The organism is [Clostridium] innocuum (assembly GCA_012317185.1).
Classification (GTDB): Bacteria; Bacillota_I; Bacilli_A; order Erysipelotrichales; family Erysipelotrichaceae; genus Clostridium_AQ; species Clostridium_AQ innocuum.
Genome location: CP048838.1, coordinates 2,703,441 through 2,718,915 on the forward strand (window position 1 = coordinate 2,703,441; position 15,475 = coordinate 2,718,915).

The 15,475-nt window shown below is 45.7% G+C and carries 13 protein-coding genes; 5 read left to right on the forward strand and 8 right to left on the reverse strand.

Going from position 1 to position 15,475, the window contains the following annotated elements:
* Window positions 1–475 precede the first annotated feature (475 nt).
* The gene (locus G4D54_13160; protein QJA03318.1) at window positions 476–1,156 is read left to right on the forward strand and encodes a peptidoglycan-binding protein; all 681 of its coding nucleotides are present in this window, start codon (window positions 476–478) and stop codon (window positions 1,154–1,156) included.
* A gap of 837 nt (window positions 1,157–1,993) precedes the next feature.
* Here G4D54_13160 and G4D54_13165 read toward each other — a convergent pair.
* From G4D54_13165 to G4D54_13175, 3 genes are all read right to left on the reverse strand, one after another.
* Window positions 1,994–2,788 carry a MerR family transcriptional regulator gene (locus G4D54_13165; protein ID QJA03319.1) on the reverse strand — a complete coding sequence of 265 codons (795 nt, stop codon included), beginning with the start codon at window positions 2,786–2,788 and terminating at the stop codon, window positions 1,994–1,996.
* 74 nt (window positions 2,789–2,862) lie between these two features.
* Complete coding sequence (murB, locus tag G4D54_13170) at window positions 2,863–3,795, reverse strand: UDP-N-acetylmuramate dehydrogenase (protein ID QJA03320.1); 933 nt, start codon at window positions 3,793–3,795, stop codon at window positions 2,863–2,865.
* A 95-nt stretch (window positions 3,796–3,890) separates the two neighbouring features.
* Window positions 3,891–4,841 carry a D-2-hydroxyacid dehydrogenase gene (locus tag G4D54_13175; protein QJA03321.1) on the reverse strand — a complete coding sequence of 317 codons (951 nt, stop codon included), beginning with the start codon at window positions 4,839–4,841 and terminating at the stop codon, window positions 3,891–3,893.
* Window positions 4,842–4,982: 141 nt separating this feature from the next.
* Between G4D54_13175 and G4D54_13180 the strand changes: the two genes are divergently transcribed.
* The gene (locus tag G4D54_13180) at window positions 4,983–6,038 is read left to right on the forward strand and encodes a flippase-like domain-containing protein (GenBank protein ID QJA03322.1); all 1,056 of its coding nucleotides are present in this window, start codon (window positions 4,983–4,985) and stop codon (window positions 6,036–6,038) included.
* 361 nt (window positions 6,039–6,399) lie between these two features.
* On the opposite strand, the gene G4D54_13185 is transcribed toward G4D54_13180, so the two are convergent.
* A complete protein-coding gene (locus G4D54_13185) occupies window positions 6,400–7,674 on the reverse strand; it encodes a serine dehydratase subunit alpha family protein (protein QJA03323.1) in 1,275 nt (424 codons plus the stop codon).
* Window positions 7,675–7,796: 122 nt separating this feature from the next.
* Between G4D54_13185 and G4D54_13190 the strand changes: the two genes are divergently transcribed.
* Window positions 7,797–8,669: a LysR family transcriptional regulator gene (locus tag G4D54_13190; GenBank protein ID QJA03324.1), complete on the forward strand. Its 873-nt coding sequence runs from the start codon at window positions 7,797–7,799 to the stop codon at window positions 8,667–8,669.
* A gap of 115 nt (window positions 8,670–8,784) precedes the next feature.
* Here G4D54_13190 and G4D54_13195 read toward each other — a convergent pair whose 3' ends face one another.
* A complete protein-coding gene (locus tag G4D54_13195) occupies window positions 8,785–9,756 on the reverse strand; it encodes a phosphotransacetylase (GenBank protein ID QJA03325.1) in 972 nt (323 codons plus the stop codon).
* Between the two features lie 182 nt (window positions 9,757–9,938).
* On the opposite strand from G4D54_13195, the gene G4D54_13200 reads away from it, so the two are divergent.
* Together G4D54_13200 and G4D54_13205 are read left to right on the forward strand one after the other, a co-directional pair.
* A complete protein-coding gene (locus tag G4D54_13200) occupies window positions 9,939–10,289 on the forward strand; it encodes a hypothetical protein (GenBank protein QJA03326.1) in 351 nt (116 codons plus the stop codon).
* A gap of 80 nt (window positions 10,290–10,369) precedes the next feature.
* The gene (locus G4D54_13205) at window positions 10,370–11,044 is read left to right on the forward strand and encodes a phosphatase PAP2 family protein (protein QJA03327.1); all 675 of its coding nucleotides are present in this window, start codon (window positions 10,370–10,372) and stop codon (window positions 11,042–11,044) included.
* Window positions 11,045–11,114: 70 nt separating this feature from the next.
* On the opposite strand, the gene G4D54_13210 is transcribed toward G4D54_13205, so the two are convergent.
* The 3 genes from G4D54_13210 to pflB form a co-directional block, all read right to left on the reverse strand.
* Window positions 11,115–12,002 carry a fructose bisphosphate aldolase gene (locus tag G4D54_13210; protein QJA03328.1) on the reverse strand — a complete coding sequence of 296 codons (888 nt, stop codon included), beginning with the start codon at window positions 12,000–12,002 and terminating at the stop codon, window positions 11,115–11,117.
* A 200-nt stretch (window positions 12,003–12,202) separates the two neighbouring features.
* Window positions 12,203–12,943, reverse strand: a complete 741-nt coding sequence (gene pflA / locus G4D54_13215) for a pyruvate formate lyase-activating protein (protein ID QJA03329.1) — start codon at window positions 12,941–12,943, stop codon at window positions 12,203–12,205.
* Between the two features lie 61 nt (window positions 12,944–13,004).
* On the reverse strand, window positions 13,005–15,260 hold the full coding sequence (gene pflB, locus G4D54_13220) for a formate C-acetyltransferase (protein QJA03330.1): 2,256 nt from the start codon (window positions 15,258–15,260) through the stop codon (window positions 13,005–13,007).
* Window positions 15,261–15,475 lie beyond the last annotated feature (215 nt).

A 15,475-nucleotide genomic window follows, 5' to 3' on the forward strand; every position in this document is an offset into this window, starting at 1 on the left:
ACCCTTAACGCCATAAGTCTTTCACTCATGTAAAGTAGTTATCATCTCCTGATTTTTGAACAGTTCTTCCTATTAGATACGTATTCAATTTGCATCAGAATTACGAAATCTGTATGTGTAACTGCCTGTCACAAGAAAAGCTATATTCGCTACCGGAATACAGCTCGTTCCAATTTTCACTGCATCCTGTTTAGGATTATATATTTTGGATATCAATGACAGTATACTATTTTACCAGTGCATTTCAAAACAGCGCATTCTCCTGATCCGTGTCCTTACTCACCGTTATTGTGTCCACTTCACACGATATGTGTCTTATAGACCAGAGTCTCCTTGGAAGCAGTTATTATATCTGTTACTTCCGATCTTCTTCTGTTTTATAAAAGAGGAAAGCCATGTTTGCTTACAGCTTATTTATAAATACCCATCCACGTTTGTCTGTTTATCATAGGATGTATGGAAAGGAGGCAGATATATGGCAAAGGTTATCATATATAATGTATATACGCAGGCATTGGAAACCTTCTATCTGGAGGAAAATGATCCAATGCCGTATGCATACGATCGAACAATGCTGGTGAGAGAATTCAGAGGATCATCGCGATCCAGTGTTCTATGGACAACAAATGCGGCAATGGAAGCATGGAATGCAACACGAAGAACCTATGGAGCCCCCATACCTTTTCGATATGCATTTAAACGAATCTGGGAAGGCGGACATGGGAAGCAGTCACAGCATTATGCAGGTGTTTCCTTCGATGTGGGACAGGCATTGACGCAGGCAGAGCGTAACAGAATCTGGAATACTGCGAACAATCTTGGTGTCTGGGTTTATGTGGAGCCTATTTACATGACACCGACCTGGGTACACTTCGACAAACGGTATGGCACACCGGCCTGCAGTGCCGGATTCCCTGTTTTACGCAGTGGCAGCCGTGGTGTTTACGTTTTGATTCTACAGGATGCATTAAACGCATTAGGCTACAGTACACAGACCCTTGATGGGGTATTCGGAGGAAATACACGGAATGCATTAGTTGCATATCAGCGTGATAACGGACTCAGTGCAGATGGTGTAGTCGGATGTGGAACCTGGACAAGGATCGTTAATGAGGTAGTAGGAATCGGAAGGACTCCAACGGTTATCGATCCGTAGAAAAAAAAGCGTGGGTATGAGTTTACTCACGCTTGTACATAAGAAGTTTTATTTTCTATGATGGAGAATCCATACAATTTCCATAAAAAAGAAAAAGGATGAAATAACTTCAGACCTGAAGTCTTTGTTCTCTATTTCTTGGAAACTGTAGTCAAAAGGTGGTGTTTACATGGTTCACTCCATTACAGATTAAAGGATAGAATTAAAAAAATGAAAAGCAGAAAATTCCATATTATCTGGATCACTGCCTGTAATACTGCCATGAATGACTCTGATGTAAATTCACTTGTGATTCGTGGGCATAAATTAGATTCAGCCGATATTTTTTCGATTGCAAAAGATGTATATGAGCAACCTGGAAAAAGTAGATGTATATGAAGGCAATGAAATCACTAGAAAAACACCATTATTTTTTTCTTTTATGAAAAAAGGAATTAGATTGGAATGAATTTTTCCTTATGCTGATCCCTTTTATTTCAATCAAACAGCTGTCTGACTGCAAATCTGTAAACTAACAGGAATTGCATACATCAAGGCTTCCACCGGTACTCTATTCACTGACATCGAACTGCCATATTATAAAAAGATTTCAGAACACATCCTCTGAAACCTTTTTCTTACAAACATGATGGCCGATGTCATTTTTTAGGACTACATGTCCCTCTGCTACTCACATGAACCTGAATACCGTTTTTGAGCGGTGCTATAAAAAAACCGGTAATAACACCAAGCAGAAACGCATTCAGTAGATACGACTTCTGACGCTGTTCCATGAAAGCTCCTCCTGTAATCCCCTACAGAATAGCACGAAACATATACAAACGCAAGTCTGATTCCCTATATCCTTATGTATGGAATCGCCAACAGCTCCATCACCACCGGTTCCTGTTCCTTTGAAAACGTGCGGTACACCTGACGGCTGTAAACCTCACCGCTTCGCTTCAGATTATGCTCCCTGAAAAATGAGCGAACGGTTTCCGTTATTCCAGCATCCGTCTTTAAATTGTCAAATGTGCATAAAACAGCATGTGCAGCACTGCGTAAGTGAAAATATGGATTCTCACAATACTGTGCATATTCCGCACAATCCTTATAAATTCCAAACCCCTTCTCACTTCTCCAGACACCATTCTCTTCATAATAATGAACGCTTTGGAAAAAAAGATCCGCATGATTGGAAAAATTGTGAAATCCCTTTGGCTGCTCCTGTGCAAAGGAGGACTGAATGCAATGCTGTGTTGATATGAAATACATATCCGGGCGCATTCCGTAAATGCACCTTCCCTTTGATTGCTCTGCAGTCTGTAGGATATCCAGACAGTTCATCAAATTGCTTGTTTTCATCTGCAGAATTCTCAGTCGCTCCTGCGTTGATTGCAGAGTTTCCGATATCACCTGCTCATAGGAATGCAAAGAACCATTCAGAAACTGCTCCCGTATCAGCTGCAAACTGATTCCCATCTGTGATAAACGTTGTATGTACAGCAGCTGGCTCAGCTGCTCCTCGGTAAAGTATCGGTAATTGGTCTGCGGATCCTTTTCCGGTTTGATGAGTCCCATGCGCTCATAATGTCGTATTGCCTCCGTAGTAACACCCATAACCTTTGCAATATCACCGATTTTATAAATCATAGCATTCACCCCCAGCTATTGTAATCCTCTTTCCATTTTCTGTATAGTAAAATAATCGATTTTAGCTGCTGTAGTCACGATCTGTGCTCATTTCTCAGAAACCGGATTTCACACTCCAGCTCATAGCCGCTATGCTCTTTGACCTCCTGCTGAACTCTGTGAATCAGCTCCAGAAAATCCTGACTGCTGGCAGCCCCGCGATTGATAAGGAAGCCGGCATGCTTTGTGGATACCTGTGCATCATGCACCTCTGTCCCCATCAATCCAGCATCCCGTATCAAAGCAGAAGCATAATTTCCCTGTGGCCGTTTAAATGTGGAACCTGCACTATAGGCATCCAGCGGCTGCTTTTCTCTTCGCCGCCGCATCAGCTCCTCCATTTGTGCCACGATTGCCTCCTGTCTTCCAGGAATTAGTGCATACACAGCTTCCAGTACGATACCTCCATGCTTTGAAAAACGACTATGCCGGTAGGACAGCTCCAGCTGTGCTGCACAGCTTGTATGAAGACTTCCGTTTTCATCCAGCCAAACCACTTCAAGCAAAACATCCTTTGTTTCTCCGCCATACGCTCCTGCATTCATGTAAACGGCCCCTCCGACACTTCCCGGAATTCCACAGGCAAACTCCAGACCGCTCAGAGAATGCGCTGCACAAAATGCACTTACCGCCTTGATGGCAGCCCCGCTTTGTGCACGCACACGATTTTCCTTCTCCAGTCGGATGCTGTTAAAATTCGTTGCCAGGACGATGACCATTCCCTGAAAGCCTTCATCCATTGCCAGAACATTGCTGCCGTTACCAAGCAGAAACCATTCTATGCGATGCTGTTTGCATACTGCCAGACATTGCTGAATCTGTGTAATACTGGATGGCTCCGCCAGAATCTGTGCCTCCCCGCCGATATGCAGTGTCGTATATTGCTTTAATTCAATATGTCTTCTTGCCGCAATCCCTTCATCCTGAAGGAACTGGTATGCCTTTTCAAATATATCCACATATATCATCCTCTCCCCTCTATTATATGTGGAATCTGATAATGTTAAATAGAAATGCCCGTAAAATTCATTCTCATTCCAAAAGAACCACGCCATGCAGGCATTCAGACAACCCGATTGATAACAGTTCCTTCCATATACGCTTCGATATTTGCGGACACCAGCTGTAAAAGACGCTGTCTGGTTTCCAGACCACGCCATCCCATATGCGGTGTAATAATGACATTCGGCATTGTGTACAGTGGATTATCCTCACGCATCGGCTCCTCTTCCTGCACATCCAGTGCCGCTTTGGCAATCTGCTTGTTCTGCAAGGCCGCAATCAGCGCCTGTTCATCAATCAGGGCTCCACGGGCCGTATTGATAATAGCGGCGGAAGGCTTCATCATCGACAGATGCACTTCGTCGATCAGATGTCTGGTTTCAGAGGTAAGCGGACAATGCAGAGAAACATAATCACTTTCCTTTAAAAGCTCTGGCAGGGAAACAAAGCGTACTCCCTCCACATGCTCGCGCGGTGTTCTCGTATACACCAGAATTTTCATATCCAGGACTTTAGCAATACGAATCACCTCCTGTCCGATACTGCCGTAACCGATAACTCCCAGCGTCTTATCATTGACCTCGGTATGCTCCACCAGCATATGGTCTGTGAAATTTCGGTAATCTTTATGTTCCAGCATTTGCAGCTGCTCGCGCATGGAGCTGCTAAGGCTTAAAAGCAGCATAATCGCCGTATGTGCCACACGCTTTGTGGAATAAGCGGGCGTATTGCACACAATGATTCCCTTTTTGCGGCAGGTCTCCAGATCGATATTGTTATAGCCGGTCCCTGCTTCACAGATTAAGCGCACACTGTCCGGAAACTGCTCAATCAGCGCTTTGGAAAGCTCAAGCTCCTTACTGACTACAATTTCACAATCCTGAACACGCTGTAGAATCTCCTGTGGATCACTATCCTCATAAGCAACAACATCTCCCTTTATGCAGCTGATATCAAGCCTATGATCATAATTGATTCGTGCGATATTTAACATACAGATACGATGCTTCATATTTCCCTCCTTGTTATAGCAGCACATTCCGTAAGCTGTTCCTATAACCTTTTCCTTATACGATAATATTTTATCATGTTTTTCAGGAAATCTGTCCCTTTTCACAAAATTGTAGTATCCTTATGCATGTGAGGTAATCTTATGAAGAAATGGATAAAGCAAACAATAAAATATATACCGCTGGCGATGTTTGTTGCCGGCATGCTCTACTTCAATATCAAGGACCATGCTGCGGAAATCTTCGATACGCTGCAGCATTTGCAGCTACGCTATACGCTTGGACTGATACTGCTCAGTGCTTCTGTTTATGTGATAGGAGGAATCGGAATCTGCGTGCTGTGCAGGAAGGTCAATCCTGCTTATCAAATGAAAAGCGGGATATCCAATGCAATGATTTCCCTTTTCCTGATGAATGTCAGTGCCTCCGCTGTAGCAAAGGCGGCGCAGATGCTGTTATTTAAGGTCAGGAACATATCATGGGAGCAGGGCTGCAGTATTCTCGTCATGGATCAGATTCTGTATCAGATATCCTATATGGCGCTCAGTGCATGTGCTGTTTTCATCAGCTGTGATTTTCTGATCCCTTTATTTCCAAAGGAAAGCATCCTGGCGCTCTCCGGCTTTGCAATCAGTATTTTCCCCATCCTTATTGTCGCGCTGCTGTTTCTGTGGCCGGGTGTTTTCGCAGGACTGAGCAAAGGTATCGGCTATCTGATTGACAAACTGCAGCTGCCATTTGACAAGCTGTCCATCCAGCATGCGCTGCAGCGCTTCGCAGATTCTCTGCAGACAGCAAACGGTCTGTATAAAAAGGATTACCGAGTGATGCTAAGGGTTCATCTACTGAACACAGTAAAGCTGAGTATACGGCATTCTCTGCCGCTTCTCATCGCATTCTTTCTGCAAATTGATCTCCGTCTGCAGGATATCCCACTCTTTTTTTCAGCATCCTTTTTTGTAGATCTGATATTATCTGCTCTTCCGGTATATGGCAAGCACGGCGTAGCAGAAACAACCTTTACCCTTATATTTACTCCTCTCGCCGGTGCAGCTCAGGCTGCCAGCATCATGCTGGTATGGCGGGCAATCACCTTCTATACCAATACCGTGCTTGGTGGTATCTGCATGATCCTGTCTCCGGATATCAGCCGCAGCAGTCTGAAGGAAATCAAGCAGAATTCCAAGATGTCAACTTAGCAGGAAGCGTTATAGCTCATGCTGAAACAAATTCAGCAGCTTACAGAAAATGAAGTCACCCATATGTTCGTGATGCTTTGCATTGCCATATCTATGTATATAGCAAATGCATGATCCTATCCGCATGAAAAAGCACGGCTGCATATTTCTAAATGCAGGCAAAAAATCTCGAAGCTGTGCATTTCCTGATGAGTTCCCATTTGTATAAGCTTAAAAACCTGAAGAAAGCAGGCTGTTAGACAAAAACTGAATGCCGTATACAATCCGTCATGAATTCCTGCATCCTAAAAAGCTGTCTGAATCACACGTTTGTCCGTGTATGAATCAGACAGCTTTTCTGCAGCTTGCCTCTTTTCAGCCGTTAGTTTTGTATCATCAGCTTTATGATCTCATCATCCGTTTCCTTCATGCCATCTCTTGCCAGCTGACCGACACCCATGATGGTTTCCTCAATATCGCGGCAAACAATACCCTCTCCGCGATAGAACTGCTTTCCCTTTTGATACATCATACAGCCCATGATGCCGGCATCAACCGCCGTTGCTATTTTTGCGGCACAGGACGGCTTTGCACCGTCACAAATCATACCTGACGTTATTGCGAGTGCATTGACAATGGCATGGCAGATATGATCATAATCTCCGCCCAGCAGATATGCAATCCCTGCACCTGCGCCTGCACCTGCACTGACTGCACCACAATAAGCGGATAGCCGACCGATATATTTTTTCTGATACAGTGTGGAGAGATTGGATATGAGCAAGGCCCGGTACAGCTGTTCTTCACTGGATTGGAGCTCCCTTGCATAGGCGATTACCGGAAGAGAGCAGGTCATTCCCTGATTTCCGCTTCCGCTGTTGATAATAACCGGCAGCTCACAGCCGCTCATTCTGGCATCACTTCCCGCCGCAGCCAGAGCACGGGCACGAATCTGTACACTGTCACCATAGGTAGAGAGCAGCACGGAACCGATATTGGCACCATAGGAATGGGCTAACCCCTCTTCCGCTATGGCGGTATTGCATTGAATCTGTCGATCCAGTATCTCCTTTACATCCGCAAGATCCGCTATTTCTGCAAACTCATAGATACCCTGCATCGAAAACTGCATGGCATCCAGCTGCTCCTGTGTATCCTTGCGTGCCTCTTTGTCCAGCACACACCTTCCATCCTCTTCAATACGTACGATATTGGAATGCTCATTCTGGATACATACCAGTACAGTATGCTGCTCTCCGGTAACTCTGACACCGACCTGCAGGGCACAGCTGCACTGCTCATGATGTACATACACTGCTGTCTTTTCAAGAAAAGCTTCCATTTGCGCGATCTGCTCCGTACGGACATGAGAAATAACCTCCAGTCCGAGGGTTGGATCACCGGCGATAATACCAATAGCTGCCGCACTTTGGATTCCCTTGCGTCCTCCGGTATTCGGCACCGTAACGCTTTTTACATTTTTGATGATATTGCCACTGGCATAAATATCCACCTGTTTTATATCTTCCTTCAGGCGTGCAGCTGCCTGTGCTGCCGCATAGGCAATCGCAATCGGCTCTGTACATCCCATCGCCGGAACGAGCTCTTTTTTCAGCAGGGTCACATATCCTCTGTACTGTGCATCCTGTTTTTTCATAAAATTTCTCCCTTTTCGCATTTTGCGTTGACTTCTCTTTAAATGTATTATATCATCACCATATATTTATGAAAATTTTATATATTTTATAAGATGATTAAATTATCTTTATGGGAGGATTTATGGAATTACGTACACTACGAACATTTCAGCGGGTAGCTCAGCTGAAGAGCTTCTCAAAGGCTGCGGCTGCACTGGGCTATACACAGGCTGCGGTCACCATTCAAATTCAGCAGCTGGAGAAAGAGCTGCACACCCGTCTGTTTGACCGTTTCGGCAAGACGATTTCGCTTACGCAGCAGGGAACTATATTTTATGACTATGCCTGCCGCATCCTCGATGAAAGTGAAAAAGCCAAGCTTGCACTGCAGGAAGCACAGGAGCTGGAGGGACATCTGCGCATCGGCATGACGGAATCCCTGTGTGCATCCTCCTTTCCAAAACTGCTGCATGCCTTTCATACAACGTATCCGCATATCTCCATCAGCGTGGAAACCTCATCACCGGAAATTTTACTGGATATGATGAATCATAATGAGCTGGATATCGTCTATTTCATCGACCGCCGCCAGTATCATCCCGACTGGATCCGCGTCGTTGATGAACCGGAGGAAATCGTGTTTGTCTGCCATCCCTCTCATGCGCTAACAAAACGGAAATCACTGATTCTCAAGGACTTATTACAGGAGGAGCTGATTCTGACGGAAAGTGCAGCCAGCTATCGTTATGAGCTGGATCAGTATGCCCTGTCCATTAAACAGCAGGTGCATCCATACCTGGAAATAGGGAATACAGAATTCATCATACGGGAGCTGTTGAGTGAATGTGAGATTTCCTTTCTTCCCGCCTTCTGTGTGCAGCCCTATGTAGATCAGGGACGTCTGTCCATCCTGCGGCCGCGAGATTTTCAGCTGCGTGTATACCGCCAGATTGTTTATCATAAAAGCAAATGGCTCACACCGCATATGAATGCCTTTTTATCCTTTGCTTCCTAGTGGATCTAAATTTTTAGCGTTCTGAGAGGTCCCTCTGCACCTGTGTCTAGCCTCTCCTGACGCTAATGCACAAGACATTTTAAAAGCATAAAAAGACGGCATCTGCCATCTTTTTTCAGGATCGATTCTCAACTGCCTGCACACCGGTAATGATACCGATGGAATAGATCGTATCCACGCTTGCCCTGCGCGTCAAGATATTGACCGGTTTACGCAAGCCCTGTAAAATCGGGCCAAACATGGTAAAGCCACCCAGCTCGACAGCAATCTTATAGCCGATATTTCCGGCATCGATATTCGGGAATATCAGTGTATTCATCTCCCCGGCGATGGCTGAATGCGGAGCCTTTACCTTTGCGACGATTGGAGAGATTGCCGCATCCACCTGAATCTCCCCGTCAACAGCAAAATCCAGCGGCATCCGTTTCAGATGCTCCGCTACGACGCGCACCTTATCCACACTTGCTCCGCTTCCCGACCCAAACGAGGAATACGATAAAATACCAACCTTCGGTTCAATACCAAACTGCCGTGCTGTTCTGGCACACTGGAGGGTAATCTCCACCAGCTCCTGAACCGATGGATCCACATTCAGTGTACAGTCCCCCATAATGTAATGGATGTTATCCCGCTCCAGCAGAACACAGCTGGAAACGGTTCGCTCATTCTCGGCAGTCCGAATGAGCTGTAAAGCGGGACGCATGGTTTCCGCTGTTGTTGCGATAACACCGCCAACCAGACCGTCAATATAGCCAAGCTCCAGATACATTGTTGAAAAATAATTGATATCCTTTAGTTTATCCTCACATGCTTCCCTGGTCCAGTCACCACGGCGAATCATCAGCATGCGTGACACCATTTCCGCCTTATTCGCAAAGCTTTCCATATCTGCGATTTCCACACCGCTGATATCAGCGCCAAGCTCCTTCGCATGCCGGAGAATTTCCTTTTTATGACCAATCAGCACCGGCAGTATAAAGCCGTTTTCCACATGCCGTATCGCTGCACGGATCACGTCGGGATTCGCTCCCTCCGCAAATCCGATTCTGGGATGCTTACCCAACAGATGATGCTCCAGATTTTTCATATGCCAATCACACTCACCTTTCTTTACAGCTATTCTACCACCTGTGATAACGCTTTCAAATAAAAACTTTATGAATTTTTTCACAACATTTGGAGAACACGGCAGATTTCCTGCTTGCAAGTATATGCCAGGTATCGTACAATGAGCATAAAGACAAGGAGCCAAGAGAAGGAGGTGCTGATATGAACGTGATATTTCACATCGACGAAGAAAAACGCTGGCCGCTTGTACAGAGAAATGTAACCCATATGCTTGCCTATTGCGAACAGCTGCAGCAGGATTTCCATATTGAAATCGTCGTTAATGGAAGAGCCGTCCGGCAGCTGAAGGAGGAGGCCGCAGAGCAGCTGGAATACAAAGCAGTTTTCTGTAATTTTATAAAACGCGGTGTCATCATAGCCGCCTGCCGCAATGCCATGAAGGGGCAGAGGATGGAGGAGCAGGAGCTTTTAAACGGTGTGACAACGGTTGCAAGCGGTGTTGTGGAGCTTGCCGTTAAGCAGCAGGCGGGATATTCCTACATCAAACCGTAATCCGGCGAAGGTCGGATTTTTTATTTGAAATAAATGGAAATCCATACTATAATAAATACCACCTGGAAAGGAGGATGCACATGCTGAAAAAAACGGCAGCCTGGATCAGGGAGCATCCCTATGCGCTGTGCCTTCTTTATTTTATCCCCTATCTGATTTACTTTGAGCTTTTGGAGGCCTTTGCGGTTCCCAAATTTATCATACACTGTCCGCTGGATGACTGGATCCCTTTTCATGAAGGCTTTGTTATACCTTATTTTGCCTGGTTCCCCATGCTTGCAGTCTCTCTTGGTTATTTTCTGTTCCACTCGCGAAGGGATTTTCTGGATCTGTGCTTTATTATGTTCACCGGTATGACAATCTGTCTGCTGATCTATACCGTACTGCCCAACGGTCTACAGCTGCGTCCTGCTGTTGTACGTGACAATCTGCTTGCCCGTATTGCCGGTATGCTGTATGCCATTGATACACCGACGAACGTCTGTCCGTCCATTCATGTTTCCAGTACCGTGGCGATTATGATCATTGTTATGCGCTATCAAAAGTTTTCTCATGCGGCACTGGTCAAAGGCTTTACCCTGTTTTGCGGAATCGCAGTATGTCTTTCAACCGTTGTACTGAAACAGCATTCCGTCATTGATGTCGTTCTCGGAGGGCTTCTCACACTTATCTTATATAAGGTATGTATGCAAACAGACTGGATGAAATATCTGCGCAAACTCCCATATAGGAAGCTTCTATCTCGTAAGTCTTAGGCTTTAAAGCATGCAAAAAGATGCAGACCTTCTGCATCTTTTTATAGGCTCCATGCATACATGCTATCTCTCAGGTAATGCTGGCATCATAAATAGACTGTATGGAGCTTTTCAGTAAGGCTTCAAATTCATCATCACTCTGGGTTACGCAAAGTCCCTGTGATAATGCACGGGAGAAGCTCGCAATCAGTCCCGGATTTCTTGCAAGCCTTACATTCGCTTCATCTCTTGTATACCCTCCGGATAATGCGACTATGCGCAGAACATGCGGATCATTCATCAGCTCTGTGTAGAAACCGTCAACACTTGGAATGGTCAGCTTGAACATAATGATTTCATCTGCCGTCAGCTTCGCCAGATGCTTTTTGATTTCCGCCTTCAGCAATACCTCACAATCCGCCTTGTCCGATGCTGTAATATCTACCTCAGGCTCAAGAATCGGCACCAATCCTGCCGCACAGATACGTTTACCGATAGCGAACTGCTGCTCGACGATAGCGTGGATACCATCCGTATTGCTTTCCCTGATAACAGAGCGCATCTTCGTTCCAAAGATATGGCGCTGTTTTGCACGCTCGAGCAGCTCCTCCAGCTGTGGAATTTCCTTCATCAGCTGAACGCCGTTTTCCAATGGGGCAAGCCCCTTGTCCACCTTCAGAATCGGAAGAATTCCCTTTTGATTCCACAGATAGTCAGCAGTGTACTCGTTGTTCACCTTCCGTTCCATGGTGTTTTCAAACAGAATGGCTGCAAGTATATGCTCGCTTGTAAAGGAAGGGCATGTCATTATTCTGGTTCTCATCTCATGAACCAGATCAAACATCTCTTCATCGCTATGATATGCATCCTCTGCAATACCATACAGTCGAAGTGCTTTCGGTGTACTGCCGCCGCTTTGATCAAGCGCCGCAATAAAACCTTTGCCTGTGTGCATGCGAATACGTTTTGGATCACTCATGATGATACCTCCTTCCATCTATTGTCATCATACCATTTTATGATGCAAAAAAACAGTGCTATTGAGTATTTCAACATATCGGTATGCAGCATAGTCACAGCAGCATCAATGCATTGGATGGAATAAAAAAGGGATATCTAAAGTATCGTAGGAATAAAAAAGCCGGTTCCTCCTATTCAGATGTCCGGCTTTGTGAGTATTCACGAATCATACTGTGCTGTATGTAAAAGCTCATTCGCATGCTTTACGAGTGCTTTGTCCGGAGGCAGGACATCCTTTAGTGCATAGGTATAGCCAAGCTCCTCCCACTTGTAGGCACCCAGTGTATGATATGGCAGAATCTCAACACGCGCTACATTATGCAGAGTCTGCAAAAAGGTATCCAGCTTATGAAGGTCCTCATCACTGTCATTGATACCAGGTACCAGCACATGACGAATCCAGACAGGCTTACCGATATCAGAAAGATATTTTGCCAGATCCAGAATATTGCGGTTGCTTTTTCCCGTCAGTGCACGATGCTTTTTTTCATCATAAACCTTAAGATCCAGCAGGATGAGGTCTGTGACATTCATCAGCTCCTGGAATTTATCAAAAAAGTCCCCTTCACCGGTAAACGGATTTCCCGCCGTATCCAGAACAGTGTGAATGTTTTCCTTCTTCGCCTTTTGAAACAAATCCAGAAGAAAGTCAATTTGCAGCAAAGGCTCTCCCCCGCTGACCGTAATACCGCCGTTTTTGCCCCAGTAGCTGCGATAACGCATCGCACGCTTCAGCAATGCTTCACTGTCTGTATCCGGCTCCCCGCATTTCCAGGTATCCGGATTATGGCAATACTGGCAGCGCATGGCACAGCCTTTTAGAAATATAACAAAGCGCACCCCCGGTCCATCAACGGAGCCAAAGGTTTCAATGGAATGAATCGCTCCTTTTACACTCATAAAATCACCTCCGTAAACGTAGAAAGGCCTGTTTGTATAACAGACCTCTTTTCTTTGTAACTTACAGACTTGCGTGGCAGGTTCTGGAAATAACATCCAGCTGCTGTTCACGCGTCAGGTCAATGAATTTTACAGCATATCCGGAAACACGGATCGTGAAGTTTGCATACTCCTCTTTTTCCGGATGCTCCATGGCATCATGCAGCTTTTCAATACCGAATACATTGACATTCAGATGATGGGCTCCCTGATCAAAGTAGCCATCCAGAACATGTACCAGATTATCGGCACGCTCATCCTCATTGTGTCCAAGCGCATCCGGACTGATGGTCTGCGTATTGCTGATGCCGTCCAATGCATATTCATAAGGCAGCTTGGTTACGGAATTCAAAGAAGCCAGCAGACCGTTCTGTTCTGCACCATAGGAAGGGTTTGCCCCCGGTGACAATGGCTCTCCGGCCTTACGTCCGTCCGGCAGAGCTCCGGTAGCCTTACCATATACGACATTGGAGGTGATAGTAAGAATCGAGGTTGTCGGTTCAGAGTCACGATAGGTATGACGCTTCTCGATTTTCTCCATAAAGGTCTTTAACAGCCACACTGCAATATCATCCGCACGGTCATCATCATTTCCATAGCGCGGGAAATCACCCTCGATTTCATAATCAATAACCAGTCCGTCTTCATCACGAACCGTCTTAACCTTGGCATATTTGATTGCTGCCAGGGAATCTACGACATGGGAGAATCCGGCAATGCCTGTCGCAAAGGTTCTGCGCACATCGGTATCGATCAGTGCCATTAAGGAGCTTTCATAATAATATTTATCATGCATGTACTGAATCAGGTTCAGGATGTTGACATACAGATCAGCCAGCCATTCCATCATATTGTCATACTTATGCATAACCTCATCATAATCCAGATATTCACTGGTAATCGGACGATATTCCGGACCGACCTGTGCTTTCGTCTTTTCATCAATTCCACCGTTAATTGCATACAACAGACATTTTGCAAGGTTAGCACGTGCTCCGAAGAACTGCATTTCCTTACCTGTCTGCGTGGCACTCACACAGCAGCATACCGCATAGTCATCCCCCCATACCGGGCGCATAACATCATCATTCTCATACTGTACGGAGCTTGTCTCAATCGAGATGCGTGCGGAATATGTCTTGAAGCTTTCCGGCAGATGAGAGGAATACAGCACCGTCAGATTCGGCTCCGGTGCCGGTCCCATATTTTCCAGTGTATGCAGGAAACGGAAGTCGGATTTTGTAACCATATGGCGACCATCCATACCCAGACCTGCCAGATCCAGTGTAGCCCATACCGGGTCACCGGAGAACAGCTGGTTATAAGAAGGAATACGTGCAAATTTCACCATACGGAACTTCATCGTCATATGATCGATCAGCTCCTGTGCTTCACTTTCGGTAAGAATTCCTGCCTCCAGATCACGTTCGATATAAATATCCAGGAAGGTGGAAACACGTCCGACACTCATTGCAGCACCGTTCTGTGTCTTGATGGCCGCAAGATAACCGAAATACAGCCACTGAACTGCCTCCTTCGCGGTTGTAGCAGGTCCGCTGATATCAAAGCCGTAAAGTGCAGCCATCGCCTTCATACCCTTTAACGCCTTGATCTGCTCAGCCAGCTCCTCACGCTGACGGATGATGTCATCGCTCATTACACCGCAGCCGCAGTTTGCCTTATCCTTCTGTTTCTGTTCGATCAGATAATCGATACCGTACAGAGCAACACGACGGTAATCGCCAACGATTCGTCCGCGTCCATAGGTATCCGGAAGACCGGTAACGATTTTGTTCCGTCTTGCCAGTCGCATTTCCGGTGTATAGCAGTCAAACACGGCATCGTTGTGTGTCTTGTGATATTCATGGAAGATTTCATGCAGCTTTTCACTTGGCTCATATCCATAGGTCGTACATGCCTCTTCACTCATTTTAATACCGCCGTATGGCATGAAAGCACGCTTCAGCGGCTTGTCTGTCTGCAAGCCGACGACTGCTTCCATATCCTTTAATTCATCCTTGATGTAGCCGGGGCCATAAGAGGTCAAAGAGGAAACGATTTCTGTTTCCATATCGAGAACACCGTTCTTTGCGCGTTCTTCCTTCTGCAGCTTCTGCAGCTCCTGCCACAGCTTGTTAGTTGCTTCTGTCGGTTCAGCCAGAAACGACTCGTCCCCGTCATATGGCTTGTAGTTGTTCTGAATAAAATCCCGAACATTGATTTCCTCTTTCCAGAGGCGGCCTGTAAAGCCTTCCCATTCTTTGCGTTCATTCATCATAAATCCTGCGTCCTCCTGTTTCATTCTGTTATGAAATGGTTTCGTAAGATAAATCATAGGACTGATTCATCCACAAGAAAAGAGCCGACAGTTGTCCCGAGCTCTTCTGCCCAGACGGTCGGCCCCTATACATTATACTCCCTGTGGTCAATTCCACTTCCGTCAGTCATATAACTGAATAAACTGTATCATTTTTTCAGCCGAACGTCAATAGG